Raw genomic sequence first — 25,847 nt, 5'->3', positions numbered from 1 at the left:
AATTGTTCAGCTTGCCGATTAAATAAGCACTTGAACTGAATTTCAAAAAAATCGCTTTGAGGGGGGTTGCAGCTAAACGGATTTCTCGTATAATGCGCCTCCCGTAACGACAGAGAATTACACGTTACGACAGCAACAAAAGCAGTACAGATTTGCGGGAATAGCTCAGTTGGTAGAGCACGACCTTGCCAAGGTCGGGGTCGCGAGTTCGAGTCTCGTTTCCCGCTCCAAAATTTGAAAAGTATCGCAAGATACGCCAGCACCAGAACACCCAAGCGGGAATAGCTCAGTTGGTAGAGCACGACCTTGCCAAGGTCGGGGTCGCGAGTTCGAGTCTCGTTTCCCGCTCCAAAATTTGAAAGTATCGCAAGATACGCATAGCACCAGAACACCCAAGCGGGAATAGCTCAGTTGGTAGAGCACGACCTTGCCAAGGTCGGGGTCGCGAGTTCGAGTCTCGTTTCCCGCTCCAAATTCTTCTTCATCTCCAGATTATCCACAGCGAAGTGCTTCGTTGGGGACGTTTTCTATTATGTCTGAAATACTCTTGTGAACAGAGTTATCCACAGAAACCGTGATAAAACCAGTCTCTACGAAATGTTAGCAGGGTGAATAATATCTTCGTAATTACCTGTAATTTATGAAGAAAATTTGATTTCAAAATGTTATTGAGATCACTTGACCTGTTTGCCAGAGCTGATGGCGCCTGAATTCTTATTTTTATTCACAGCCTGTGAATATATCACACATCCCGCGGCAGTCCTTTTTCAATCACCCTGACCAGGCGCTGTTTCTTCGGTAACTGCACTTCAACCACGCCGGCATTTCGCTTCTCAATTTGCTGCGCAATCGCCCATTCTATGTGCTCATCAAGAAGTGGGTGCTCACCTCTACGGCTTTCGAGCGCCTGAAGATTTGCTTCATCCCACGGGGCATTCCCCAGCGCAACGGCCACATTACGCAGCCAGCGCAGGTGGCCGATACGACGTATGGCGGAACCCTCCGTCACCTTCAGGAACCAGGCTTCGCTCCAGGCGAACAGTTCGATCAACTGCGGGGCATGTAACGCCTTGCGCGGACTGAAGTCTTCTTCGTCCGTCAACTGTGAATAACGGTTCCACGGACAAATCAGCTGACAGTCATCACAGCCGTAGATGCGGTTGCCAATAAGCGGACGAAACTCCTCTGGAATAGCGCCTTCCAGCTCGATAGTGAGATAAGAGATACAGCGGCGCGCATCAACGGTATACGGTTCGACAATCGCGCCCGTTGGGCAGATGGTCATACAGGCCACACAGCGGCCACAACCTTCTTCCACCGGACTGTCTACCGGCAGAGGTAAATCAATCAGTAGTTCACCCAGGAAAAAGAATGAGCCCGCGTCGCGGCTTAAGATAAGTGAGTGCTTACCTGTCCAGCCGAGCCCGGCTTTTTCGGCGATCGGGCGCTCAAGAATAGGCGCAGAATCGACAAAGGGTCTAAAATTCAGCGAAACACAGTGCTGCTGAATGGTTTCCCCGAGCTTTTTTAGACGGTTGCGCAGAAGTTTATGGTAATCACGCCCCAGCGCGTATCGGCTGACGTAACCCAGCGAAGGATTTTTTAGCGTGCGCGCAAAGGCCGCGTTAGCAGGCAGATAGTTCATGCGTACGCTAATAACGCGCAGCGTACCCGGCAACAGCTCGTGGGGGCGGGCACGCATCATACCGTGACGCGCCATCCACTCCATCTCGCCGTGGTATTGTTTATCCAGCCATGCCTGGAGCTTAGGCTCACTGGCAGAGAGGTCGGTGTCAGTAATACCGACCTTCTGGAAGCCCAGTTCAGCACCCCACTGTTTTATTTTTTGCGCTAATTCATTGAGATCGAGGGGCTGTGACATGACGGACCATACTGTGAAGAAAAACCCCGCAAGTATACCACATTCCATCTGGCATGCGGATGACCTCCGTCGGGCCGAGAAAGAGGCCGCAGATAGCCTCGGCATTACCCTTTACGAACTGATGCAGCGCGCGGGCGAGGCGGCGTTTAACGTGGCGCGCACGGCTTATCCTGATGCCTCGCACTATCTGATCCTGTGCGGGCACGGCAATAACGGTGGCGATGGCTATGTGGTGGCTCGTCTTGCGGTGGCGGCGGGGCTGCGCGTCACCCTGATGGCGCTGGAGAGCGACAAGCCGCTACCGGAAGAGGCTGGCATGGCGAGAGAGGCCTGGCTGAATGCGGGGGGCATTATTCATGCGCCTGATATTATCTGGCCCGAGGATGTCGACGTGATTGTTGATGGTCTGCTGGGGACGGGACTGATGCGCGCGCCTCGCGATGACGTCGCCGCGCTGATTACGCGCGCTAATGCGCACCCCGCCCCGGTGGTAGCGCTGGATATTCCCTCCGGCCTGATGGCACAAACCGGCGCGACGCCGGGCGTGTCGATTGAGGCGGCGCACACCGTGACCTTTATCGCCCTGAAGCCGGGGCTGCTTACCGGGAAAGCGCGGGATGTCGTGGGCACGTTACACCACAACGCCCTGGGGCTGGAAAACTGGCTGATCGGACAGGATACCCACATCACCCGCTTTGATGCCTCCCAGCTTGCACAGTGGCTACCGCCGCGTCGTCCCACCTCCCATAAGGGTGACCATGGCCGACTGCTGATTATTGGTGGCGATCATGGCACGGCAGGTGCGATTCGAATGACCGGAGAGGCCGCGTTGCGCAGCGGCGGCGGATTAATACGCGTGCTGACCCGCAGCGAAAACATTCCGCCCATTATTACCGCGCGGCCGGAGCTGATGGTCCACGAGCTTACCCCGCAGGCGATTGAAGAGGGTCTTGAGTGGGCGGACGTGGTGGTCATTGGTCCGGGCCTGGGTCAGCAGGAGTGGGGTAAACAGGCCCTGCAAAAGGCCGAGAATTTTCGTAAACCGATGCTCTGGGATGCCGGCGCGCTTAACCTTCTGGCAATAAACCCGGATAAGCGTCACAATCGCATTCTGACGCCGCACCCCGGCGAAGCCGCACGGCTGCTTAACTGTAGCGTGGCAGAAATTGAAAGCGATCGCTTACTTTCAGCCCAACGTCTGGTAAAACGTTACGGAGGTGTTGCCGTTTTGAAAGGGGCGGGAACCGTTATCGCCAGCGATGAAGCGATGGGCATCGTTGATGCCGGTAATGCAGGCATGGCGAGCGGCGGCATGGGCGATGTGCTCTCCGGCATCATTGGCGCATTGCTCGGACAGAAACTTCCCCTTTATGATGCAGCCTGTGCGGGCTGCGTGGCCCACGGTGCGGCGGCTGACAGGCTGGCTGCTCGTTACGGAACGCGCGGTATGCTGGCCACCGATCTTTTTTGCACGCTGCGGCGTGTTGTTAACCCGGATGTGATTGACGTAGAAAATGACTAATCGAGCGATTCCTTTACCTGATGAACAAGCCACTTTAGATCTCGGCAAGCGCGTGGCGCAGGCCTGTCAGGGGGCGACCGTCATTTATCTGTATGGTGATTTAGGCGCGGGTAAAACAACCTTCAGCCGTGGCTTTTTGCAGGCGTTAGGCCATAACGGGAACGTAAAAAGCCCGACCTACACGCTGGTGGAACCGTACACGCTTGAAAATATCATGGTGTACCACTTTGATTTATATCGTCTTGCGGACCCGGAGGAGCTGGAATTTATGGGGATCCGCGATTACTTTGCCAACGACGCCATCTGCCTGGTGGAGTGGCCGCAACAAGGTGCGGGTGTGCTGCCTGACCCGGATGTCGAAATTCACTTAGATTACCAGGCACAAGGGCGTGAGGCACGCATCAGTGCGGTTTCCTCATCAGGCTGTTCCTTACTGGCGCGTTTAGCCGGTTGAGCGTAGGGATAACGGGATGATTAATCGCGTTAAAGGTTGGGTGCTGGCTGCCACGGTCCTGCTGTGCGCGCAGGTCGGGGCGGCCAGCCTCTCGGATATTCAGGTGTCGAATGGCGATAGCCAGGCCCGCATTACGTTCAGCTTTATGGGCGATCCTGAATATGCTTTCTCACAAATCGACAGCCGCAGCGTGGCGCTCGATATTAAACAGACCGGGGTGATCCAGGGGCTGCCGCTCCAGTTCAGCGGCAACAATCTGGTGAAAAGCATCCGTTCGGGAACGCCGAAGGATACGCAGTCTCTGCGTCTGGTGGTCGATCTCACCGAAAAGGGCAAAACGAAGGCGGTTAAGCAGCAAAACGGCGCCAATTATACGGTGGTCTTTACCATTAATGCTGATGTTCCGCCGCCGCCACCGCCTGCACCTGTTGTAGCAAAACGCGTGGAAGCGCCGGTTTATACCCCAAGGCCGTCTGAGCCAGCCCGTAATCCGTTTAAATCACAAAATGACCGACTTACCGCCGTGACCAGCAGCAACACGGTGACGCGTCCGGCGGTCAGCGCGCGGCGAACACCGGTCAGTGGCGACAAAGTGATTATCGCCATCGACGCCGGACACGGCGGGCAAGATCCTGGCGCGATTGGCCCGGGCGGCACGCGGGAGAAAAACGTCACTATCGCCATTGCCCGTAAGCTGCGTGCGCTTCTGAATGACGATCCGATGTTTAAAGGGGTCATGACCCGCGACGGAGATTACTTTATTTCAGTGATGGGACGCTCGGATGTGGCGCGTAAGCAAAACGCCAACTTCCTGGTGTCGATTCACGCGGATGCTGCGCCGAACCGTAACGCCACCGGCGCGTCGGTATGGGTGCTGTCGAACCGTCGAGCCAACAGTGAAATGGCGAACTGGCTTGAAGAGCACGAGAAGCAATCTGAACTGTTAGGTGGGGCAGGCGATGTGCTGGCAAACAGCCAGGCCGATCCGTATCTCAGCCAGGCGGTACTGGATTTACAGTTCGGTCATTCTCAGCGCGTCGGGTATGATGTCGCCACTAACGTACTGAGCCAGCTGCAAAGCATTGGATCGCTGCATAAGCGTCGCCCGGAGCATGCAAGCCTTGGTGTCCTGCGTTCGCCGGATATCCCGTCGATTCTGGTAGAGACGGGCTTTATCAGTAACCATGGTGAAGAGCGTTTACTGGGAAGCGACAGCTATCAGCAGCAAATTGCCGAAGCGATTTATAACGGTCTGCGTAAATACTTTGACGCGCATCCGCTTCAGTCTGCGCCGCAGGGCGGGGCAGCCCAGACGGCAAGCGCCGCGCTGCCGGGTGAAATGACCGCGACTAATTAAGGAGAGTTCATGCCGATTCAGGTTCTACCGCCGCAGCTCGCGAACCAAATCGCCGCCGGTGAGGTGGTGGAACGCCCTGCGTCGGTGGTGAAGGAACTGGTGGAAAACAGCCTCGATGCAGGGGCGACCCGCATTGATATCGATATCGAACGCGGGGGCGCAAAGCTTATCCGCATTCGTGATAACGGCTGTGGCATCAAAAAGGACGAACTGGCGCTGGCGCTGGCGCGTCATGCCACCAGTAAAATTGCCTCACTTGACGATCTGGAAGCGATTATAAGCCTGGGTTTTCGCGGCGAAGCGCTGGCCAGTATCAGCTCTGTTTCCCGCTTAACGTTGACCTCCCGCACGGCCGACCAGCAGGAAGCCTGGCAGGCCTACGCCGAAGGGCGTGATATGGACGTCACGGTTAAACCTGCGGCGCACCCGGTAGGCACCACGCTTGAAGTGCTGGATCTCTTCTATAACACGCCCGCCCGGCGCAAGTTTATGCGAACCGAGAAGACCGAATTCGGACATATCGACGAGATCATCCGCCGCATCGCGCTGGCGCGCTTTGATGTCACGATCAACCTTAGCCATAACGGCAAAGTGATGCGCCAGTATCGCGCAGTGGCGGAAGGCGGGCAAAAAGAGCGTCGGCTGGGCGCTATCTGCGGCACACCGTTCCTGGAAAAAGCGCTGGCCATTGAGTGGCAGCATGGCGATCTGACCTTGCGTGGCTGGGTTGCCGATCCGAACGCCAGCAGCGCCGCTTTTGCTGAAATTCAGTATTGCTACGTCAACGGCCGCATGATGCGCGACCGCCTGATTAACCACGCTATTCGACAGGCCTGCGAAGATAAGCTCGGCGCCGATCAACAGCCCGCCTTTGTGCTTTATCTGGAGATCGACCCGCACCAGGTTGACGTTAACGTGCACCCCGCCAAGCACGAGGTGCGTTTCCACCAGTCGCGCCTGGTGCATGATTTCATCTACCAGGGCGTTGCCGCTGTATTGCAGCAGCAGGCAGAGCCAGAGTTGCCGCTGGCAAAAGAAGCGCCCGCGCCGCGCCCACTGCCGGAAAACCGCGTGGCGGCCGGGCGTAACCATTTTGCTGAACCGGCGGTAGCGCGCGAGCCGGCTGCTCCACGTTTATCCTCGGCGGGCAACGCGCCGCGACCAACCGGTGCCAACTATCCCAACGCTCAGCCGGGCTATCATAAACAGCAGGGGGCGCTGTACCGCAAGCTGCTGGATACCCCGTCCGTTGAGCATAAAGAGCACATCACGGTTTCACCCCCCTCTCTGGATGGACATAGCCAGAGTTTTGGTCGGGTATTAACCATTATTGCCCCCGACATGGCATTGCTTGAACGCAAAGGTAAACTCCTGTTGCTGGCGCTTTCCGTGGCGGAGCGCTGGCTCAAACAGGCGCAGTTAACTCCGGGGGTGAATGCCGCCTGCGCGCAGCCGCTGTTGATTCCTGTTCGCCTGAAAATAACCCCTGAAGAAACAGGGGTTTTGCGGCGCGTGCAGACGCAACTGGCCGAAATGGGGATTGAAATCGTACTGGACGCGCAGCATGTGACAATTCGCGCAGTGCCTTTACCCTTACGCCAACAAAATTTACAAAACTTGATTCCTGAACTGATAGGCTACCTGGCGCAGCAAACGACGTTTGATGCCGCCGATACCGCGCAGTGGATCGCCCGCCATCTGGCCAGCGAGCATGCACCGTGGAGTATGGCGCAGGCGATTACCGTTCTGGCGGAGGTGGAGCGCCTCTGTCCACAGCTGGTGAAAGCGCCTCCAGGTGGTTTGTTACAACCTGTTGATTTACAAACGGCGATGACCGCCCTGAAACATGACTGATGTAAGTAAGGCGAGCCTGCCAAAGGCGATTTTTCTAATGGGGCCAACGGCCTCCGGCAAAACGGCGTTAGCCATTGAGTTACGTAAAGTTTTGCCAGTAGAGTTGATTAGCGTTGATTCAGCCCTCATCTACCGAGGGATGGACATCGGCACGGCGAAGCCCAACGCAGACGAACTGCGTGCGGCACCGCACCGTTTACTGGATATTCTCGACCCGGCACAGGCTTACTCCGCGGCAGATTTTCGCCGCGACGCCTTAGCCGAGATGGCCGAGATTACCGCCGCGGGACGCATACCGCTGTTAGTTGGCGGCACGATGCTCTACTTTAAGGCGCTGCTGGAGGGGTTATCGCCTCTGCCATCGGCCGATCCGGAAGTGAGAGCGAAGATTGAGCGGCAGGCGGCAGAGCAGGGGTGGGACGTTTTGCACAGGCAACTGGAAGAGATTGACCCGGTTGCCGCAGCGCGGATCCACCCAAACGATCCGCAAAGGCTTTCCCGGGCACTGGAAGTTTTTTTCATTTCGGGTAAAACTTTAACGGAACTGACGCAAACGTCAGGAGACGCTCTGCCGTATCAGGTGCATCAGTTCGCCATCGCCCCGGCGAGCCGTGAACTGCTCCATCAACGAATTGAGCAGCGTTTTCATCAGATGTTGGCTTCAGATTTTGAAGCAGAAGTGCGGGCGCTTTTTGCCCGTGGAGATTTGCATACGGACATGCCTTCCATTCGTTGTGTGGGGTACCGCCAGATGTGGTCGTATCTTGAAGGCGAGATTTCATACGATGAAATGGTTTATCGAGGTGTTTGCGCCACGAGACAGTTAGCGAAGCGCCAGATCACCTGGTTACGCGGTTGGAAGGGGGTTCACTGGTTAGACAGTGAAAAACCACAACAGGCGTTAAACGAAGTGATTGAGGTTATTGGTGATATCGCTGACTGAATGTGTACAATTAAGCCGTATCGTGCGCAATTTTTCAGAATCGCAAGGTTCTAAGTACAAAACAAGCATATAAGGAAAAGATAGAATGGCTAAGGGGCAATCTTTACAAGATCCGTTCCTGAACGCATTGCGTCGGGAGCGTGTTCCAGTTTCTATTTATTTGGTGAATGGTATTAAGCTGCAAGGTCAGATTGAGTCTTTCGATCAGTTCGTGATCCTGTTGAAAAACACGGTCAGCCAGATGGTCTATAAGCACGCGATTTCTACTGTTGTTCCGTCCCGTCCGGTATCTCATCACAGCAATAACGCTGGCGGCGGCACTGGCAGTAACTACCATCACGGCAGCAACGCGCAGGGTTCTTCAACACCAGCGCAGGACAGCGAAGAAACCGAATAAGGTTTTGGGCTGTTATCCACACGGGGAGCCAGGGATCCTGCGTTCCCCGCTGATCTTTTTAGAGAGGTTTACGCTTGTTTGACCGTTATGACGCCGGTGAGCAGGCGGTGCTGGTACACATCTATTTTTCGCAAGACAAAGATATGGAAGACCTCCAGGAGTTTGAATCTCTGGTCTCTTCCGCCGGTGTCGAAGCAATGCAGGTGATTACCGGTAGCCGTAAAGCGCCGCACCCGAAGTATTTTGTAGGTGAAGGTAAAGCAGTAGAAATTGCGGATGCCGTAAAAGCAACCGGCGCATCTGTTGTGCTGTTTGATCATGCGCTGTCTCCGGCTCAGGAACGTAACCTGGAAGCTCTCTGCGAATGCCGTGTTATCGATCGCACGGGGTTGATCTTAGATATTTTTGCTCAGCGTGCGCGTACCCACGAGGGTAAGTTGCAGGTTGAGCTGGCGCAGTTGCGCCATCTGGCGACGCGTCTGGTGCGTGGCTGGACACACCTTGAAAGACAAAAAGGCGGGATTGGTTTGCGCGGCCCGGGTGAAACCCAGCTCGAAACCGACCGCCGTTTGCTGCGTGGGCGTATAACCCAGATCCTTTCACGTCTGGAACGTGTAGAGAAACAGCGCGAACAGGGGCGTCGGGCGCGAACGAAAGCTGACATCCCAACGGTGTCGCTGGTGGGCTATACCAACGCCGGTAAATCCACCCTGTTTAACCAGATAACCGAGGCCCAGGTATATGCCGCAGACCAGCTGTTTGCGACCCTGGACCCAACCCTGCGCCGTATTGACGTCGCAGACGTGGGTGAAACTGTGCTGGCGGATACCGTAGGGTTTATTCGCCATCTGCCGCACGATCTGGTCGCGGCGTTTAAAGCGACGTTGCAGGAGACGCGTCAGGCGACCCTGCTACTGCATGTGATTGATGCGGCTGACGTACGCGTGCAGGAGAACATCGACGCGGTGAACGTGGTGCTCGAAGAGATCGACGCCCACGAAATTCCTACCCTGTTGGTGATGAACAAGATCGATATGCTGGACGATTTTGAACCGCGTATTGACCGAGACGAAGAGAACAAACCGATTCGGGTCTGGCTGTCTGCTCAGGCCGGGATTGGTGTGCCACTGCTTTTCCAGGCTTTGACAGAACGTCTTTCCGGTGAGGTAGCTCAGCACACGCTGCGACTGCCGCCACAGGAAGGCAGGCTGCGCAGCCGGTTTTATCAGCTTCAGGCGATAGAAAAAGAGTGGATGGAGGATGACGGCAGCGTGGGGATGCAGGTGCGTATGCCGATCGTTGACTGGCGTCGCCTCTGTAAACAAGAACCTGCGCTGGCGGACTATATCGTCTGATCAGAAAGGGGAAGCCTGAAAAATTCGCCCTTGCATAACAAATATGGAGCATATACATGGCGTGGAATCAGCCCGGTAATAACGGACAAGACCGCGACCCGTGGGGAAGCAGCAATAATCAAGGCGGCAACTCTGGGGGAAATGGCAACAAAGGTGGTCGCGAGCAGGGGCCGCCGGATCTGGATGATATCTTCCGCAAACTGAGCAAAAAGCTTGGTGGCCTTGGCGGAGGAAAAGGTTCTGGCTCGGGTGGCAATTCCACTCAGAGTCCGCGCCCGCCAATGGGTGGCCGCGTGGTGGGCATTGTCGCCGCTGCGGTAGTAATCATCTGGGCAGCCAGCGGGTTCTACACCATTAAAGAAGCAGAACGCGGCGTGGTTACCCGTTTCGGTAAGTTCAGCCATCTGGTTGAACCGGGCCTGAACTGGAAGCCGACCTTCATTGATGACGTGACCGCGGTTAACGTGGAGTCCGTCCGTGAACTGGCCGCCTCTGGCGTGATGTTGACCTCTGACGAGAACGTGGTGCGCGTTGAGATGAACGTACAGTACCGCGTGACCGATCCGGAACGTTATCTGTTTAGCGTGACCAGCGCCGATGACAGCCTGCGTCAGGCGACCGACAGCGCCCTGCGTGGCGTGATCGGTAAATACACCATGGACCGTATCCTGACCGAAGGTCGTACCGTTATTCGTAGCGATACCCAGCGTGAGCTGGAAGAGACCATCCGTCCGTACAACATGGGTATCACCCTGCTGGACGTCAACTTCCAGGCTGCACGTCCGCCGGAAGAGGTGAAAGCCGCCTTTGACGATGCGATTGCCGCGCGTGAAAACGAACAGCAGTACATCCGTGAAGCGGAAGCGTACACCAACGAAGTTCAGCCGCGTGCAAACGGTCAGGCGCAGCGTATTCTGGAAGAAGCGCGTGCGTATAAGACCCAGACCATCCTGGAAGCACAGGGTGAAGTGGCTCGCTTCGCGAAGATCCTGCCGGAATATAAAGCCGCGCCGGAAATTACCCGTGAGCGTCTCTATATCGAGACCATGGAAAAAGTGCTGAGCCATACGCGTAAAGTGCTGGTTAACGACAACAAAGGCGGAAACCTGATGGTCCTGCCGCTGGATCAGATGCTGAAAGGCGGTTCTGCACCGGCAGCAAAAGACAACAGCGGTGCGAACAACCTGCTGCGTCTGCCACCGGCCTCGTCTGGCAGCGCCAGCGCGAACACAACGCCTTCTTCGAACGATGGTGACATTATGGACCAACGCCGTGCCAACGCGCAGCGTAACGACTACCAGCGTCAGGGGGAATAAGGATGCGTAAGTCAGTTATTGCGATCATCATCATTGTACTGGTCGTGCTCTACACCTCCATCTTTGTGGTGAAAGAGGGCGAGCGTGGGATCAAGTTCCAGTTCAGCAGCGTCGTGCGTGACGGCGACAAGCGTCCGGTGATTTATGAGCCGGGTCTGCACTTTAAGATCCCGTTCATTCAGTCAGTGAAAACGCTCGATGCGCGTATCCAGACCATGGATAACCAGGCCGATCGTTTCGTGACCAAAGAGAAGAAAGACCTGATCGTTGATTCCTATATCAAATGGCGCATCAGCGATTTCAGCCGCTACTTCCTGGCAACCGGGGGTGGCGACGTTTCTCAGGCAGAAGTGCTGCTGAAACGTAAGTTCTCTGACCGTCTGCGTTCTGAAATTGGTCGTCTGGATGTGAAAGACATTGTGACCGACTCCCGTGGTCGTCTGACGCTGGAAGTGCGTGATGCGCTGAACTCCGGCTCTGCGGGCACCGAGGATGAAGTTGAAACCCCGGCGGCAGACGATGCGATTGCCAAAGCGGCTGAACGTGTTCAGGCTGAAACCAACGGTAAAGTGCCGGTGATCAACCCGAACAGTATGGCGGCGCTGGGCATCGAAGTGGTTGATGTGCGCATCAAGCAGATCAACCTGCCAGCGGAAGTGTCCGAGGCGATCTACAACCGTATGCGCGCCGAGCGTGAAGCGGTAGCCCGTCGTCACCGTTCACAGGGTCAGGAAGAAGCGGAAAAACTGCGCGCGGCAGCGGACTATGAAGTCACCAAGACGCTGGCGGAATCTGAGCGCCAGGGTCGTATCCTGCGCGGTGAAGGTGATGCGGAAGCCGCGAAACTGTTTGCTGATGCATTCAGCCAGGATCCGGACTTCTATGCCTTCATTCGTAGCCTGCGCGCTTACGAGAATAGCTTCAAGAGCAACCAGGATGTGATGGTGCTCAGCCCGGACAGCGATTTCTTCCGTTATATGAAGACGCCGACCAACGCAACGCGATAAACTCAGGCTCGTTTGAGTATTCAAACCACCGCTCTTCACGGAGCGGTGGTTTTCTTTTATAAGGATGAAAAATGAATTCAACGATCTGGCTCGCGCTGGCCCTGGTTTTGGTGCTGGAAGGCCTCGGCCCGATGCTTTATCCGCGCGCATGGCGCCGGATGATCGCCACCATGAGCCAACTGCCGGATAATATTTTGCGTCGTTTTGGCGGTGGTCTTGTGGTTGCTGGTATCGTTATCTACTACATGTTGAGGAAAACGATTGGCTGATCAAAAACTAACCGCAATTGGCATATTTTAGGGTCAAAAAGTGCTGTATATCTGAAAAAGCGATGGTAGAATCCATTTTTAAGCAAACGGTGATTTTGAAAAAAATGGGTAACAACGTCGTCGTACTGGGCACCCAATGGGGTGACGAAGGTAAAGGGAAGATTGTTGATCTTCTGACTGAACGGGCTAAATATGTTGTACGCTACCAGGGCGGTCACAACGCAGGCCATACTCTCGTAATCAACGGTGAAAAAACCGTCCTCCATCTTATTCCATCAGGCATTCTTCGCGAAAACGTCACCAGCATCATCGGTAACGGCGTTGTGCTGTCTCCTGCTGCGCTGATGAAAGAGATGAAAGGTCTGGAAGACCGTGGTATCCCTGTTCGTGAGCGTCTGCTGCTCTCCGAAGCCTGCCCGCTGATCCTGGACTATCACGTGGCGCTGGACGTGGCGCGTGAAAAAGCGCGTGGCGCGAAAGCGATCGGCACTACCGGTCGTGGCATCGGCCCGGCATACGAAGATAAAGTGGCTCGTCGCGGTCTGCGCGTCGGTGACCTCTTCGACAAAGCGACCTTCGCTGAAAAACTGAAAGAAGTGATGGAATATCACAACTTCCAGCTGGTGAACTTCTACAAAGTTGACGCTGTTGACTACCAGAAAGTGCTGGATGACGTCATGGCGATTGCAGACATTCTGACCGGTATGGTTGTTGATGTGTCCGATCTGCTGGACCAGGCGCGCAAGCGTGGCGATTTCGTCATGTTCGAAGGTGCGCAGGGTACCCTGCTGGACATCGACCACGGTACCTATCCGTACGTTACGTCCTCTAACACCACCGCGGGTGGCGTGGCGACCGGCTCTGGTCTGGGTCCACGTTATGTGGATTACGTTCTGGGCATCATCAAAGCGTACTCCACACGCGTGGGTGCGGGTCCATTCCCGACCGAACTGTTTGATGAAACCGGCGAGTTCCTCTGCAAGCAGGGTAACGAGTTTGGCGCGACCACCGGTCGTCGTCGTCGTACCGGCTGGCTGGACGCCGTTGCCGTACGTCGCGCAGTGCAGATCAACTCCCTGTCTGGCTTCTGCCTGACCAAGCTGGACGTACTGGACGGCCTGAAAGAAGTGAAAATCTGCGTAGGCTACCGCATGCCAGATGGCCGCGAAGTGACCACCACTCCGCTGGCTGCTGACGACTGGGAAGGCATTGAGCCAATCTACGAAACCATGCCGGGCTGGTCTGAGACCACCTTCGGTGTGAAAGAGCGTAGTGGCCTGCCAAAAGCCGCGCTGGACTACATCAAGCGCATTGAAGAACTGACCGAAGTGCCGATCGATATTATTTCTACCGGCCCGGATCGTACTGAAACGATGATCCTGCGCGACCCGTTCGACGCATAATCTTCGTGACTGCTGGCCTGCGGGGAAACCCGTAGGCCGGATAAGCGCAGCGCCATCCGGCGACCGCTCCTGGATCTCCGCTTTTTCGCCCCGTCTGTCAAATAAATTAGCCGCTAACTATCTGGCTGGTTTATCATCATTAATGAATATCTCTGCGGTTTAACCGCGTTTTCCCTTTTTCCTGAGGTTGATGTGCAGTTAACAAGTTTCACCGATTACGGCTTACGCGCGCTGATTTACATGGCGTCGTTACCCGATGGGAAGATGACCAGCATCTCTGAAGTCACAGAGGTGTACGGTGTGTCCCGTAATCATATGGTCAAAATAATCAATCAACTTAGTCGTGCCGGATACGTTGCTGCCGTCCGCGGGAAGAATGGAGGGATCCGTCTCGGTAAACCGGCACAGAGTATCCGTATTGGCGATGTGGTACGTGAACTGGAGCCGCTCTCTCTGGTGAACTGTAGCAGCGCGTTCTGCCACATTACGCCCGCTTGCCGCCTGAAGCAGGCGCTTTCAAAGGCCGTGCAAAGTTTTCTCAAGGAACTGGATAACTACACGCTGGCCGATTTGGTTGAAGAGAATCAACCGCTTTATAAATTATTGCTGGTGGAATGAAGAAAATTTCCACCGGAGCTGACAACGGAGGAACCGACATGTCACAAGATCCTTTCCAGGAACGCGAAGCCGAAAAATACGCGAATCCTATCCCCAGCCGCGAGTTCATCATTGAACACTTAACAAAACGCGAAAAACCCGCCAATCGTGAAGAACTTGCCGTTGAATTAAACATTGAAGGTGAAGAGCAAATTGAAGCCCTTCGCCGCCGCCTGCGCGCCATGGAGCGTGACGGGCAGCTGGTCTTTACTCGTCGCCAGTGCTACGCGCTGCCAGAACGCCTCGACCTGCTGAAAGGCACCGTTATTGGTCACCGCGATGGCTTCGGCTTCCTGCGCGTGGAAGGCCGTAAAGACGACCTGTACCTCTCATCCGAACAGATGAAGATGTGTATTCACGGCGACCAGATCCTGGCGCAGCCGCTGGGTGCAGACCGTAAAGGCCGCCGCGAAGCGCGCGTGGTCCGCGTGCTGGTGCCGAAAACCAGCCAGATCGTTGGCCGTTACTTTACCGATGCGGGCGTAGGCTTTGTGGTGCCGGACGACAGCCGTCTGAGCTTCGACATTCTCATCCCGCCTGAAGAGGTAATGGGCGCACGCATGGGCTTTGTGGTGGTGGTTGAACTCACCCAGCGCCCAACTCGTCGCACAAAAGCGGTGGGTAAAATCGTTGAAGTGCTGGGCGATAACATGGGCACCGGCATGGCCGTCGATATGGCGCTGCGCACCCATGAAATTCCGTACGTCTGGCCGAAAGCGGTTGAAGACCAGATCGAAAACCTGCGTGAAGAAGTGCCGGAAGAGTCCAAAGCAGGCCGCGTGGATCTGCGCGATCTGCCGCTGGTCACCATTGATGGTGAAGACGCCCGTGACTTCGATGATGCCGTGTACTGTGAGAAAAAACGTGGTGGTGGCTGGCGTCTGTGGGTGGCTATCGCGGATGTGAGCTACTACGTACGTCCACACACGCCGCTGGATAACGAAGCGCGCAGCCGCGGTACATCGGTCTACTTCCCGTCGCAGGTTGTACCGATGCTGCCAGAAGTGCTCTCCAACGGCCTGTGTTCCCTCAACCCGCAGGTGGACCGCCTGTGTATGGTCTGCGAAATGACCATCTCCAGCAAGGGACGTCTGACGGGCTATAAGTTCTACGAAGCAGTGATGAGTTCTCATGCGCGCCTGACCTATACCAAGGTCTGGCATATGTTGCAGGGCGATCAGGATCTGCGCGAACAGTACGCGCCGCTGGTCAAACACATCGAAGAGCTGCACAACCTCTACAAAACGCTGGATCAGGCGCGCGAAGAGCGCGGTGGGATCTCGTTTGAGAGTGAAGAGGCGAAGTTTATCTTTAACGCTGAGCGTCGTATCGAGCGTATCGAGCAGACCCAGCGTAACGATGCGCACAAGCTGATTGAAGAGTGTATGATCCTGGCGAACATCTCGGCGGCACGTTTCGTTGAGAAAGCCAAAGAGCCTGCGCTGTTCCGTATTCACGATAAGCCAACCACGGAAGCCGTAACCTCGTTCCGCTCCGTGCTGGCTGAACTCGGCCTGGAGCTGCCTGGCGGTAATAAGCCTGAGCCGCGAGATTACGCCGAGCTGCTGGAATCCATCAGCGATCGTCCTGACGCGGAAATGCTGCAAACCATGCTGCTGCGCTCCATGAAGCAGGCGATTTACGATCCGGAAAACCGGGGCCACTTTGGCCTGGCCTTACAGTCGTACGCGCACTTCACCTCGCCGATCCGCCGTTATCCGGATCTGTCCCTGCACCGTGCGATCAAGTATCTGCTGGCGCACGAGCAGGGTCATAAAGGCAACACGACCGAAACCGGAGGGTATCACTACTCTATGGAAGAGATGCTGCAACTGGGCCAGCACTGTTCCATGACCGAGCGTCGTGCGGATGAAGCAACGCGTGACGTGGCGGACTGGCTGAAGTGTGACTTTATGCTGGATCAGGTGGGTAACGTCTTTAAAGGCGTGATTGCCAGCGTCACCGGCTTTGGCTTCTTCGTGCGTCTGGATGAGCTGTTTATCGACGGTCTGGTGCACGTTTCCAGCCTCGATAACGATTACTACCGCTTCGACCAGGTCGGACAACGTCTGATCGGCGAATCCGGCGGCCAGACCTACCGTCTGGGAGATCGGGTGGAAGTGAAGGTTGAAGCCGTGAATATGGACGACCGTAAAATCGACTTCAGCCTGATCTCCAGCGAGCGCGCGCCGCGTAACGTCGGGAAAACCGAGCGTGAGAAAGCGAAAAAAGGTGGCAACGGTAAAGCGGGCGGCAAGCGACGTCAGGCAGGTAAAAGAGTAAACTTTGAGCCAGACAGCGCTTTCCGTGGCGAGAAGAAACAGAAGCCCAAGGCGGCGAAAAAAGACGCTCGTAAAGCGAAAAAACCGTCGACCAAGACCCAAAAAATAGCGGCCGCGACCAAAGCGAAGCGCGCGGCGAAGAAACAGCAGGCGGAGTAATTTCCCCTCACCCTGACCCTCTCCCCAACGGGAGAGGGAAAATATTTATTACGAGAACCATCAATGAGTGAAATGATTTACGGCATCCACGCGGTGCAGGCCCTGCTGGAGCGCGCGCCGGAGCGTTTTCAGGAAGTTTTTATTCTGAAAGGGCGAGAAGATAAACGTCTGATGCCGCTGATCCACGCGCTGGAAGCGCAGGGCGTAGTGATCCAACTGGCGAACCGCCAGTATCTGGATGAGAAAAGCGAAGGAGCTGTACACCAGGGCATTATCGCGCGCGTGAAGCCAGGCCGTCAGTATCAGGAGAACGATCTGCCGGATCTGATCGCTGAGCTGGATAACCCGTTCTTCCTGATCCTTGATGGCGTAACCGACCCGCATAACCTGGGCGCGTGCCTGCGTAGCGCCGATGCAGCAGGCGTGCATGCGGTGATTGTGCCAAGAGATCGTTCCGCGCAGCTTAACGCTACCGCTAAAAAAGTTGCCTGTGGCGCGGCGGAAAACGTTCCGCTGATCCGCGTGACTAACCTGGCGCGCACCATGCGTCTGTTGCAGGAAGAGAATATCTGGATCGTCGGCACAGCCGGTGAAGCGGATCACACCCTGTATCAGAGCAAAATGACCGGCCGCATGGCGCTGGTGATGGGGGCAGAAGGTGAAGGCATGCGTCGTCTGACGCGCGAGCACTGCGACGAGCTGATCAGCATCCCGATGGCAGGCAGCGTGTCGTCCCTGAACGTTTCTGTTGCGACGGGTATCTGCCTGTTTGAAGCGGTGCGTCAGCGTAGCTAACGAGTAAACTATAAAAAAAAGCCACCCACTTCGGGTGGCTTTTTTTATGTCCTGGCTGGTAATATAACGGCCGAAGTGATTTCGGCTTTTATAAATATCTTTAAAACTAACACATGGATGAAATTATGAGATGGTCTCTCTCATCGCTTGCCGATGAATTGTCGCGCCAGCGCGATATTTATATTGATTTAAAAAATAACAATGATGTACTTATTATAAAAATGAATGAATATGGCGATTTGCCATTAAGTATTTTTATTACATCCCAGCAAATTATCATTGAAACCTATATTTGTCCTGTAAATGACATTAAGCGCCAGGCTGATTTCAATCTCTTCTTATTACGTAATCAAAAAATGCTTCCCTTATCTTCTGTTGGAATTTCGCAAATTCAACATGATGAATATTATGTCGCTTTTGGCGCCTTATCCGTAAGTTCTTCTCTTGAGGATATTATTCTGGAAATCACAACCCTTGCGGAGAATGCGCTGGATTTGGCTGAGCTTACACAAGAATTTATAAATTAACAGGTAAGGGAAAGGTATGGGCATCTTGAAGAATCTTTTTACACTGGGTAAATCACTACTCAATCAGGCCGATGAAGCGATAGAAGAAGCGCAGGGCGTTCGGATGCTGGAGCAGCACATCCGGGATGCAAAAGCTGAGCTTGATAAAGCAGGCAAATCCCGGGTTGATCTGCTTGCCCGGGTAAAGCTCAGTAATGACAAGCTTTCCGAGTTGCGGGAGCGGAAGCAATATCTTGAGTCACGAGCGATAGAGGGAATGAGCAAGAATATTGATGCTGCGCTGTTAAACGAGGTTGCAGAGGAAATCGCCCGACTTGAGAATACCATTACTCGTGAAGCACAGGTTTTGGACTCTCTTGAAACCTCAAGAAATAATATTGAAAAAGCCGTAGCTATTACTTCACAACGTATTAATCAGTTTGAACAGCAGCTGGAGGTTGTTAAAGCCACGGAAGCCATGCAGCGGGCGCAACAGGCCGTGACGACGTCAACGGTCGGAGCAACATCGAACGTAACGACGGCCGCAGAGTCTTTAAAAAGACTTCAGACGCGTCAGGCTGAACGTCAGGCGAGACTGGATGCGGCAGCGCAACTGGAAAAAGTGGCTGATGGACGTGAGCTTGAAGAGAAACTCGCGCAGGCAGGCGTGGGTACCACAGGAACAAGCTCCGCACAGGCGGTTCTTGAACGGTTAAAACTTACGCAGGCTCCGTAATGTTTCTCTCCTGGGTCGTAAATGTTTGCAGGCAACATTTATTCCGGCTTACCTGGACAGCGCTGCTGTGCTTGTTTGCCGGGCATTATTTGCTTTGCTTTATTGTCTTTCGTTGGCTGGGAGAGACGACCCTCATTGGCCGGATAAGTGATTTTGTTTATTACAGCTCAGTGGTTGGGGCGACGATTGGCTTTGGCGATTTGAGTCCTCAGAGCGAAGCAGGGAAGTTGTTCACAGCGCTCTGGCAAATCCCCATTGGCGTTGGCCTTTTCGGCGCGCTGATGGGCAAAATCATTGCATTGGTGCAGGAATTATTAGCTAAAGGAATAGCAGGAATGGGCGATTTTCATTCTCTACGTAATCATGTTTTGGTGATTGGCTGGCGTGGTCATCAGACAGAGAAAATGATCTCATTGCTGCTTTATGATGAGCAGCGGGTATTTAGTCGCGTAGTGTTGTGTGAGCAGCAGGATATAGCGCATCCTTTATCCGATAATTTATATGTCGATTTTCTCAAAGTAAGTAACTACAGCGATCCGAAAGAGCAAAAACGGATGGGGTTAGTAAATTGTTCATGTGTAGTCATTTTTGCCAGCACCGATGAACAAACCTTTACGGCCACACTCTCGCTGGTAAACGACGCGCCAGCGCATTGCCATATCGTTGCTTATCTTGAGGATGAACGCTACGCAAGCTTACTGGAGACCCATTGCCCGACAATTGAGATTGTTCGCAATCTTTCAGCCGAACAGCTTTCCCGTTCGATCCAGGATCCTGGCTCTTCACAATCCGTAGCATCAATCATGAACCCGATGCTGGGTGATACAGGTTACGCGCTGATGGTACCCACATCGGTTTCCTGTATTCCTTATGGTGCGTTAATGCATTACATGAAACTGCAACATGATGCGACGGTGCTGGGGATTAGCCACTGTAAAAATGGTCGTGGTATGGAGCTTAACCCTGTGATCTCCACAGAGGTTAGAGGAGGAATGTGGTTGCATTTAATCGGCAATAGTCGCATTTCGTCGAATGAGGTGTGCTGGCAGAACATAGGGAAAAGTTATGCGGAACTTATTTTTTAATTTATTTAATAAAACACCTCAGCCAGTGAAGCGTGGCCCATTGGGATTACATCAACGTGCGGCGTTTACACTTGATACGCTGACATTTCGACTGTCCGCCCGTTTTTTGACTCAACTACCAGCAGAGGAATATACCATTGCCGCTAGCAGCGTGATTGAAGCTGGCGCGGGTTGTCGTATTTATCGTTATTACACGTCTGGCGATGAGTTTTTGCAGATAAATACTACTGGTGGTATGGAAAGGGAAAATATTGATGATATTAAGCTTTTTATTTATCAGGATAGCTTTGGTATTACGTCGGAGAAACAATGGCAAAAAGAGATCGGTGCAGCTTTAATTGGCAGACCCAGTCTGCAATGGAATGAACGAGACTGGACAAGAATATTTAACGAGAATGAGGAGGGGAACGTTGAGCCGGTTTACCTGCTGGAACACGTTGAAAATAACCAGAACGAAAAATGGGATGTGCATAATTTCATGATGGCATATCAGAGGGAGGCGACTGCCGATCTGTATGAGTACCTTTTGCTAACTGGCGAAGAGACATTTTGTGATAATAGCGAGCCAGAGTGGATCTTTTCGTATGCCGTAGGTGTGGATATTCCACTCACTTCGCTAAACATTGTTGGTTAACTTTCTGGGGATGTAAACCATGCTGGGTTCATTATTTGCTTTTCTTTCTTACTTCTTAACCGGTCTGGCGATGACCGTCATATTCTTATTCATCTACTCAAGAATAACGTCACATGATGAGTGGAAACTGATCAAAGAAAATAACCTGGCGGCGGCAGCAGCATTCAGTGGCACGCTATTGGGGTATGTGATTCCTCTGTCCAGCGCTGCCGTAAACTCGGTTAGCATGCCGGATTACCTGATATGGGGATGCGTTGCGCTAATCGTACAGTTACTGGTGTATGGCTGCGTGCGCATTTATATGCCAAACATCAGTGAAAAAATCGTTAACCGCCACTACGCCGCAGGTTTATTTATGGGGATGGCAGCACTGGCTGGCGGAATTTTAAATGCTGCCTGCATGACATGGTAATAAATGAACATGGCTAAAAAGAAAAAAACACGGAAGTCTAATCCGATTCGATCTGCATCAGGAAGCCAAAATGCAGCGTTCCGCTCTTCACCCTCAAAGCGCAAAAGCGGAAAGTATTTGACGCTGGCCATTATGGGCGGTGCAGCATTTATCGCCCTGAAGGGGTGCGATAGTTCGGCTGATGATAATGACGGTGATGGCGTGTTTTACGCATCGCCGCAAGCGTGCGTTGACGATGGCAATAGCGCTCAGGTTTGCAGCGATGCATGGAACAATGCGAAAGCTAAATTTGAAGCAGATATGCCGAAAAAAATGTCCAGGGAAGACTGTATACGTCAATTCGAGAACTGCTATTACGACAATATCGAAAATAGCTGGATACCGGTTCTGTCAGGATTCTTACTTAATAAAAAAGTCAGAGAAGACGCTGATGAAGGGTACAGGTATACAAGCGGAGGTTCATTTTACTCTTCCCGTCCTGTGTGGCGAAGCTCTTCATCCTATGTCTGGCACTCCGGTAAGCAGGCCAGTAGTCAAATGGGCTATACAACAAAGCGTGTATCAACCATTTCTCGTGGTGGATATGGGCGCTCATCCAGTGCGCGTGGAAGTTGGGGGGGATAATTATGTTACGTCATGACGTCCCTGTTCGTCCGGGGCTGGACAAAATTGCCCACGACCATGGTTTTCATTTTCATATCATCGACGATGAAATTTACTGGGATGAAAGCCGTGCCTACCGTTTTACGTTACAGCAAATTGAAGAACGAATAGAAAAACCGACGGCTGAACTCCATCAAATGTGTCTGGATGTGGTGGATCGTGCGGTAAAAAGTGAAGAACTGATGACGCAGTTGGCCATCCCGCCGCTTTACTGGGATGCCATTGCGGAAAGCTGGCACAGCCAGGATCCTTCACTGTATGGCCGTATGGACTTTGTCTGGACTGAAGAAGGTAGCGTCAAACTGCTGGAATACAATGCCGACACGCCGACGTCCTTGTATGAGTCAGCCTACTTTCAGTGGCAATGGATGGAGGACGCTCGTCGCTCCGGGATCATTCCGCGTGACGCCGATCAGTTTAATTCCATTCAGGATAAGCTTGTTGCTCGCTTTGAAGAATTAGCCACCGATATTCCACTTTACTTCTGCTGCTGCAAAGAGAGTGAGGAGGATCGCGGCACGCTTCTTTATCTGGAAGATTGTGCCGTCCAGGCCGGGCTGAACACCCGCTTTATCTATATGGATGATATTGGCCTGGGCACCGGCGGATTTTTAACGGACATTGACGATAACGTGATCCGCCGTGCGTTTAAGCTCTATCCTCTGGAGTGGATGATGCGTGATGAAAATGGTCCACTTCTCTGCGCCAGAAGAGAACAGTGGCTGGAGCCGCTCTGGAAAAGCATCATCAGTAATAAGGGTATTTTGCCCCTCTTGTGGCGCTTTTTTACGGGCCATCCCAACCTTCTGCCTGCGTGGTTTGAAAATGAGTTAACGTCGATTCCAAAAGGCGTTCCGATAGTTCGTAAGCCCTTGTTTTCGCGGGAAGGGGGAAATGTGACTATTTTCGACGCGCAGCGCAATATCATTGAGAGTGAAGCAGGGGATTATGCAAACGAACCTATGATTTATCAGGGTTTCCAGGCGTTACCTCGTTTTGGCAACAGCTATACCTTGATAGGAAGTTGGGTGATCGATGATGAACCTTCGGGAATCGGTATTCGAGAAGACGGATCGTTGATCACGAAAGATACTTCGCGTTTTATCCCGCACTATATAGCGGGTTAATTTGAGCTGGGGTGAAAACCCCAGCTCTGAGGTTCACTCCTCCAGAGACCGCAAATGGTCATCCTTCCTCAGTGTCATCAGCGCGAAAATACTCACTACCGCCGTTGCCATCACGTAGTACGCCGGAATATCCAGATTGCCCGTCTCTTTAATCAGCCCGGTAATGATCAGCCCCGCGCAGCCCGAGAAGATCGCATTCGACAGAGAATAGGCCAGCCCCAGCCCGGTATAACGCACGCGCGTCGGGAACATCTCAGACAGCATTGCCGGCCCCGGCCCTGCCAGCATCCCAACCAGACCTCCCGCAATCAGCACCACAATCGCTTTGACCGCCAGCGTACTGGTTTCCGCCTGCAAAATTTTCAGCAGCGGCAGGGCGAGGATCAGCAGGAGCACGGTGGAGATAATCATCACCGTCCGCCGCCCGATCCTGTCGCTCAGCATGCCCGACGGAATGATCGTGAGCGCAAACCCAATGTTAGAAATCACCGCAATCAGCAGCGCCTGGTTAAAACCGGTGTGCAGCGCAGATTGCAGATAGGTCGGCATAATCACCAGATAGGTATAGCCCGCCGCAGACCAGACCATCACGCGGCCAATGCCCATCAGGATGGTTTTGAACGTGGCGGCGGTGGTGGCCTGAGTAACAACCGGTTTTTCCCGTTGCTGCACAAAGCTCGGCGTCTCTTCCATGCTCACCCGCAGCCATAGCGCGACCGCACCCATCGGCAACGCCAGGAAGAACGGAATGCGCCAGCCCCAGTCGTGCAAGGCTTCAGGGGAGAGCAGGGCAGAGAGCAACGCGACAATACCTGCGCCCGCTAACAGTCCGAGCGCCACGGTGAAGGACTGCCATGCCCCGTAAAGACCGCGCTTGCCGCGCGGGGCGAACTCCGTCATCAATGAGACCGCACCGCCATACTCACCGCCCGCGAACAGTCCTTGCAGAATACGCAGGAGCGTAACGATCAGCGGCGCGGCAATCCCGATACTGGCGTAGACCGGCACAATACCGATGGCAGCGGTGGCGAGCGTCATCAATACCAGCACGATAATCAGCGTCGGTTTGCGGCCAATCCTGTCGCCAATGCGGCCAAAGACCACCGCACCCAGCGGACGGAAGAAGAAAGCGATGGCGAACGAGGCCCAGGTAAGGATCAGGCTGGTGAGCTCCGCTTCCCCCTCAAGCTGGAAGAAGTTTCTGGCAATCACCGTTGCCAGAAAACCGTAGACCGCAAATTCATACCACTCGATGAAATTACCGATGGAGCCTGCAATTAATGCACGCTTGTGCGCATCCTGTTGCATAACGATCCTCACAAAAACAGGGTAAGAATAAATTATTCAGCATTAGTGAAGTAATGAAATAGTTTATTCTTATGTTCTGTGAGCTATTTCACGAATGATATCAACACGATTGTCATCGTGTGACCCCCCTCCCATGCAGCGTGCATGCCCTCTGTCCATACTTACCTTTATTGCCAATGAAAGGAGGGAGACAGCATGCACTGGCAGACTCATACCGTTTTTAATCAACCTGCACCTCTATCGAACAGCAACCTTTTTCTCTCTGATTGCGCCCTGCGCGATGCGGTAGCGCGCGAAGGGGCTGAGTGGGATGTGGATCTTCTTGCCAGCATCGGACAGCAGTTGGGTACGGCGGAGTCGCTGGAGCTGGGCAGGCTGGCGAACGTTAATCCGCCGGAGCTGCTGCGTTATGACGCCACGGGAGCGAGGCTGGATGACGTCCGCTTTCATCCGGCATGGCATCTTCTGATGCAGGGGCTTTGCGCCAACCGGGTGCACAACCTGGCGTGGGAGGAGGCGCGGAAAGGATCGTTCGTCGCCCGGGCCGCGCGTTTTGTGCTTCATGCTCAGGTGGAGGCGGGAACGCTATGCCCGGTGACCATGACCTTTGCGGCCACGCCGCTGTTGCTACAGTCGCTACCCAAACCGTTTCACGACTGGTTAACGCCGCTGATGAGCGATCGCTACGATCCCCATCTCGCACCGGGGGCGCAAAAGCGCGGTCTGCTGATCGGCATGGGGATGACGGAAAAGCAGGGCGGTTCGGACGTACTCAGTAATACCACCAAAGCAGAGAAATGCAGTGATGGCAGTTACCGGCTGGTGGGGCACAAATGGTTTTTCTCCGTGCCGCAGAGCGATGCGCATCTGGTGCTGGCGCAGGCGAAGGGCGGGCTTTCCTGCTTTTTTGTTCCGCGTTTCTTACCCGACGGGCAACGCAATGCCGTGCGCCTTGAGCGTCTGAAGGACAAGCTCGGTAACCGTTCAAATGCCAGCAGTGAGGCTGAGTTCCTTGATGCTTACGGCTGGCTGCTGGGCGAAGAGGGTGAAGGTGTCCGGCAAATTCTTAAGATGGGTGGGCTGACGCGCTTTGACTGCGCGCTTGGCAGCCACGGACTGATGCGCCGTGCGCTCTCGGTGGCGCTTTATCATGCCCATCAGCGGCAGACCTTCGGCAAAAATCTGATCGACCAGCCGTTAATGCGCGACGTGCTAAGCCGTATGGCGCTGGTGCTGGAGGGACACACGGCACTGCTGTTCCGACTCGCCCGGGCGTGGGATAACCGCACCGACCCGCAGGAAGCCGCATGGGCGCGGCTTTTCACGCCGGCGGCAAAATACAGCGTCTGCAAAGCGGGCATACCGTTTGTGGCAGAGGCAATGGAGGTGCTGGGTGGCGCAGGCTATTGCGAAGAGAGTGAGCTTCCGCGGTTGTACCGTGAAATGCCCGTTAACAGCATCTGGGAAGGCTCTGGCAATATTATGTGCCTGGATGTCCTGCGCGTGCTGGCGAAGCAGTCGGGCATTCTCGACCTGCTCGCCGATGATTTCGCGCAGGTAAAAGGCCAGGACAGGCACTTCGATCGCAGCTGGCGGCAGCTACAGCAGAAGCTGCGTAAACCGCAGGAAGCGCAGGGCAGGGAGATCGCGCGGCAGCTCTTTTTACTCGGGGCCGGAAGCCAGATGCTGCGGCACGCAACGCCGCCCGTGGCGCAGGCGTGGTG

The 25,847-nt window shown here is 54.2% G+C and carries 24 protein-coding genes and 3 tRNA genes; 25 read left to right on the top strand and 2 right to left on the bottom strand.

Features of this window, described 5'->3' with window-relative positions:
* Positions 1 to 154: 154 nt before the first annotated feature.
* The 3 genes from DD606_RS10225 (at position 155) to DD606_RS10215 (ending at position 472) form a co-directional block, all read left to right on the top strand.
* Positions 155 to 230: transfer RNA gene (locus tag DD606_RS10225), tRNA-Gly, on the top strand.
* Between the two features lie 45 nt (positions 231 to 275).
* Positions 276 to 351, top strand: a tRNA-Gly gene (locus DD606_RS10220).
* A 45-nt stretch (positions 352 to 396) separates the two neighbouring features.
* Positions 397 to 472 (top strand) — tRNA-Gly (locus DD606_RS10215).
* Between the two features lie 270 nt (positions 473 to 742).
* On the opposite strand, the gene queG is transcribed toward DD606_RS10215, so the two are convergent.
* Positions 743 to 1,882: a tRNA epoxyqueuosine(34) reductase QueG gene (queG, locus tag DD606_RS10210; protein ID WP_003855966.1), complete on the bottom strand. Its 1,140-nt coding sequence runs from the start codon at positions 1,880 to 1,882 to the stop codon at positions 743 to 745.
* Between queG and nnr the strand changes: the two genes are divergently transcribed.
* The 21 genes from nnr to DD606_RS10105 all read left to right on the top strand — a co-directional run bounded on the left by nnr (position 1,881) and on the right by DD606_RS10105 (position 22,815).
* The gene (gene nnr, locus DD606_RS10205) at positions 1,881 to 3,404 is read left to right on the top strand and encodes a bifunctional ADP-dependent NAD(P)H-hydrate dehydratase/NAD(P)H-hydrate epimerase (protein ID WP_129258586.1); all 1,524 of its coding nucleotides are present in this window, start codon (positions 1,881 to 1,883) and stop codon (positions 3,402 to 3,404) included. The genes queG and nnr overlap by 2 nt on opposite strands.
* The gene (tsaE, locus tag DD606_RS10200; RefSeq protein ID WP_003855970.1) at positions 3,397 to 3,858 is read left to right on the top strand and encodes a tRNA (adenosine(37)-N6)-threonylcarbamoyltransferase complex ATPase subunit type 1 TsaE; all 462 of its coding nucleotides are present in this window, start codon (positions 3,397 to 3,399) and stop codon (positions 3,856 to 3,858) included. Before nnr ends, tsaE begins: the two co-directional genes overlap by 8 nt.
* 16 nt (positions 3,859 to 3,874) lie before the next feature.
* The gene (amiB, locus tag DD606_RS10195; RefSeq protein WP_003855985.1) at positions 3,875 to 5,215 is read left to right on the top strand and encodes an N-acetylmuramoyl-L-alanine amidase AmiB; all 1,341 of its coding nucleotides are present in this window, start codon (positions 3,875 to 3,877) and stop codon (positions 5,213 to 5,215) included.
* A gap of 9 nt (positions 5,216 to 5,224) precedes the next feature.
* Positions 5,225 to 7,069, top strand: a complete 1,845-nt coding sequence (gene mutL, locus DD606_RS10190) for a DNA mismatch repair endonuclease MutL (RefSeq protein WP_129258584.1) — start codon at positions 5,225 to 5,227, stop codon at positions 7,067 to 7,069.
* Positions 7,062 to 8,012 carry a tRNA (adenosine(37)-N6)-dimethylallyltransferase MiaA gene (miaA, locus tag DD606_RS10185; protein WP_003855989.1) on the top strand — a complete coding sequence of 317 codons (951 nt, stop codon included), beginning with the start codon at positions 7,062 to 7,064 and terminating at the stop codon, positions 8,010 to 8,012. The genes mutL and miaA overlap by 8 nt, the downstream gene beginning before the upstream one ends.
* Positions 8,013 to 8,097: 85 nt before the next feature.
* Positions 8,098 to 8,409 (top strand): RNA chaperone Hfq, encoded by a 312-nt coding sequence (gene hfq / locus DD606_RS10180; RefSeq protein WP_003855990.1) that lies wholly within the window; start codon positions 8,098 to 8,100, stop codon positions 8,407 to 8,409.
* A 74-nt stretch (positions 8,410 to 8,483) separates the two neighbouring features.
* On the top strand, positions 8,484 to 9,764 hold the full coding sequence (hflX, locus tag DD606_RS10175; RefSeq protein ID WP_003855991.1) for a ribosome rescue GTPase HflX: 1,281 nt from the start codon (positions 8,484 to 8,486) through the stop codon (positions 9,762 to 9,764).
* Positions 9,765 to 9,820: 56 nt separating this feature from the next.
* Positions 9,821 to 11,080, top strand: a complete 1,260-nt coding sequence (gene hflK / locus DD606_RS10170) for an FtsH protease activity modulator HflK (protein ID WP_003855992.1) — start codon at positions 9,821 to 9,823, stop codon at positions 11,078 to 11,080.
* A 2-nt stretch (positions 11,081 to 11,082) separates the two neighbouring features.
* Positions 11,083 to 12,087 carry a protease modulator HflC gene (gene hflC / locus DD606_RS10165; RefSeq protein ID WP_003855994.1) on the top strand — a complete coding sequence of 335 codons (1,005 nt, stop codon included), beginning with the start codon at positions 11,083 to 11,085 and terminating at the stop codon, positions 12,085 to 12,087.
* Positions 12,088 to 12,158: 71 nt separating this feature from the next.
* Entirely contained in the window at positions 12,159 to 12,356 is a 198-nt protein-coding gene (locus DD606_RS10160) for a DUF2065 domain-containing protein (RefSeq protein WP_003855996.1), read from the top strand.
* Between the two features lie 104 nt (positions 12,357 to 12,460).
* The gene (locus DD606_RS10155; protein ID WP_129258594.1) at positions 12,461 to 13,759 is read left to right on the top strand and encodes an adenylosuccinate synthase; all 1,299 of its coding nucleotides are present in this window, start codon (positions 12,461 to 12,463) and stop codon (positions 13,757 to 13,759) included.
* Positions 13,760 to 13,951: 192 nt separating this feature from the next.
* Entirely contained in the window at positions 13,952 to 14,377 is a 426-nt protein-coding gene (nsrR, locus tag DD606_RS10150; protein WP_003855998.1) for a nitric oxide-sensing transcriptional repressor NsrR, read from the top strand.
* 38 nt (positions 14,378 to 14,415) lie between these two features.
* Positions 14,416 to 16,857 carry a ribonuclease R gene (gene rnr / locus DD606_RS10145; protein ID WP_032104769.1) on the top strand — a complete coding sequence of 814 codons (2,442 nt, stop codon included), beginning with the start codon at positions 14,416 to 14,418 and terminating at the stop codon, positions 16,855 to 16,857.
* A 63-nt stretch (positions 16,858 to 16,920) separates the two neighbouring features.
* Complete coding sequence (gene rlmB, locus DD606_RS10140; RefSeq protein WP_063855344.1) at positions 16,921 to 17,652, top strand: 23S rRNA (guanosine(2251)-2'-O)-methyltransferase RlmB; 732 nt, start codon at positions 16,921 to 16,923, stop codon at positions 17,650 to 17,652.
* A gap of 125 nt (positions 17,653 to 17,777) precedes the next feature.
* Positions 17,778 to 18,179, top strand: coding sequence for a YjfI family protein (locus DD606_RS10135; protein ID WP_063133721.1), 402 nt, complete (start codon positions 17,778 to 17,780; stop codon positions 18,177 to 18,179).
* Between the two features lie 16 nt (positions 18,180 to 18,195).
* On the top strand, positions 18,196 to 18,894 hold the full coding sequence (locus DD606_RS10130; protein ID WP_063133720.1) for a PspA/IM30 family protein: 699 nt from the start codon (positions 18,196 to 18,198) through the stop codon (positions 18,892 to 18,894).
* A complete protein-coding gene (locus DD606_RS10125; protein WP_063855345.1) occupies positions 18,894 to 19,979 on the top strand; it encodes a potassium channel family protein in 1,086 nt (361 codons plus the stop codon). The genes DD606_RS10130 and DD606_RS10125 overlap by 1 nt, the downstream gene beginning before the upstream one ends.
* Positions 19,960 to 20,613, top strand: a complete 654-nt coding sequence (locus DD606_RS10120) for a DUF2491 family protein (RefSeq protein WP_048966066.1) — start codon at positions 19,960 to 19,962, stop codon at positions 20,611 to 20,613. The genes DD606_RS10125 and DD606_RS10120 overlap by 20 nt, the downstream gene beginning before the upstream one ends.
* 19 nt (positions 20,614 to 20,632) lie before the next feature.
* Positions 20,633 to 21,025: a DUF350 domain-containing protein gene (locus DD606_RS10115; RefSeq protein WP_063855346.1), complete on the top strand. Its 393-nt coding sequence runs from the start codon at positions 20,633 to 20,635 to the stop codon at positions 21,023 to 21,025.
* 9 nt (positions 21,026 to 21,034) lie between these two features.
* Complete coding sequence (locus DD606_RS10110) at positions 21,035 to 21,649, top strand: DUF1190 domain-containing protein (RefSeq protein WP_074126402.1); 615 nt, start codon at positions 21,035 to 21,037, stop codon at positions 21,647 to 21,649.
* Between the two features lie 2 nt (positions 21,650 to 21,651).
* Positions 21,652 to 22,815, top strand: coding sequence for a glutathionylspermidine synthase family protein (locus tag DD606_RS10105; RefSeq protein WP_129258582.1), 1,164 nt, complete (start codon positions 21,652 to 21,654; stop codon positions 22,813 to 22,815).
* A gap of 33 nt (positions 22,816 to 22,848) precedes the next feature.
* On the opposite strand, the gene DD606_RS10100 is transcribed toward DD606_RS10105, so the two are convergent.
* A complete protein-coding gene (locus tag DD606_RS10100) occupies positions 22,849 to 24,123 on the bottom strand; it encodes an MFS transporter (RefSeq protein ID WP_023315262.1) in 1,275 nt (424 codons plus the stop codon).
* A gap of 195 nt (positions 24,124 to 24,318) precedes the next feature.
* On the opposite strand from DD606_RS10100, the gene DD606_RS10095 reads away from it, so the two are divergent.
* On the top strand, positions 24,319 to 25,847 hold a 1,529-nt coding region (locus tag DD606_RS10095), incomplete at its 3' end, for an isovaleryl-CoA dehydrogenase (protein ID WP_129258580.1).

Source organism: Enterobacter cloacae complex sp. GF14B (genome assembly GCF_004136805.1).
GTDB classification, from domain to species: domain Bacteria; phylum Pseudomonadota; class Gammaproteobacteria; order Enterobacterales; family Enterobacteriaceae; genus Enterobacter; species Enterobacter hormaechei_C.
This window is presented reverse-complemented; position numbering and strand designations above follow the sequence as displayed.

Bases quoted from the DNA above. Each gene is read 5' to 3' on its own strand.
- nnr (WP_129258586.1), top strand. From the start codon at position 1,881: ATGACGGACCATACTGTGAAGAAAAACCCCGCAAGTATACCACATTCC.
- queG (WP_003855966.1), bottom strand. From the start codon at position 1,882: ATGTCACAGCCCCTCGATCTCAATGAATTAGCGCAAAAAATAAAACAG.
- tsaE (WP_003855970.1), top strand. From the start codon at position 3,397: ATGACTAATCGAGCGATTCCTTTACCTGATGAACAAGCCACTTTAGAT.
- amiB (WP_003855985.1), top strand. From the start codon at position 3,875: ATGATTAATCGCGTTAAAGGTTGGGTGCTGGCTGCCACGGTCCTGCTG.
- mutL (WP_129258584.1), top strand. From the start codon at position 5,225: ATGCCGATTCAGGTTCTACCGCCGCAGCTCGCGAACCAAATCGCCGCC.
- miaA (WP_003855989.1), top strand. From the start codon at position 7,062: ATGACTGATGTAAGTAAGGCGAGCCTGCCAAAGGCGATTTTTCTAATG.
- hfq (WP_003855990.1), top strand. From the start codon at position 8,098: ATGGCTAAGGGGCAATCTTTACAAGATCCGTTCCTGAACGCATTGCGT.
- hflK (WP_003855992.1), top strand. From the start codon at position 9,821: ATGGCGTGGAATCAGCCCGGTAATAACGGACAAGACCGCGACCCGTGG.
- hflC (WP_003855994.1), top strand. From the start codon at position 11,083: ATGCGTAAGTCAGTTATTGCGATCATCATCATTGTACTGGTCGTGCTC.
- DD606_RS10160 (WP_003855996.1), top strand. From the start codon at position 12,159: ATGAATTCAACGATCTGGCTCGCGCTGGCCCTGGTTTTGGTGCTGGAA.
- DD606_RS10155 (WP_129258594.1), top strand. From the start codon at position 12,461: ATGGGTAACAACGTCGTCGTACTGGGCACCCAATGGGGTGACGAAGGT.
- rnr (WP_032104769.1), top strand. From the start codon at position 14,416: ATGTCACAAGATCCTTTCCAGGAACGCGAAGCCGAAAAATACGCGAAT.
- rlmB (WP_063855344.1), top strand. From the start codon at position 16,921: ATGAGTGAAATGATTTACGGCATCCACGCGGTGCAGGCCCTGCTGGAG.
- DD606_RS10135 (WP_063133721.1), top strand. From the start codon at position 17,778: ATGAGATGGTCTCTCTCATCGCTTGCCGATGAATTGTCGCGCCAGCGC.
- DD606_RS10130 (WP_063133720.1), top strand. From the start codon at position 18,196: ATGGGCATCTTGAAGAATCTTTTTACACTGGGTAAATCACTACTCAAT.
- DD606_RS10125 (WP_063855345.1), top strand. From the start codon at position 18,894: ATGTTTCTCTCCTGGGTCGTAAATGTTTGCAGGCAACATTTATTCCGG.
- DD606_RS10120 (WP_048966066.1), top strand. From the start codon at position 19,960: ATGCGGAACTTATTTTTTAATTTATTTAATAAAACACCTCAGCCAGTG.
- DD606_RS10115 (WP_063855346.1), top strand. From the start codon at position 20,633: ATGCTGGGTTCATTATTTGCTTTTCTTTCTTACTTCTTAACCGGTCTG.
- DD606_RS10110 (WP_074126402.1), top strand. From the start codon at position 21,035: ATGGCTAAAAAGAAAAAAACACGGAAGTCTAATCCGATTCGATCTGCA.
- DD606_RS10105 (WP_129258582.1), top strand. From the start codon at position 21,652: ATGTTACGTCATGACGTCCCTGTTCGTCCGGGGCTGGACAAAATTGCC.
- DD606_RS10100 (WP_023315262.1), bottom strand. From the start codon at position 24,123: ATGCAACAGGATGCGCACAAGCGTGCATTAATTGCAGGCTCCATCGGT.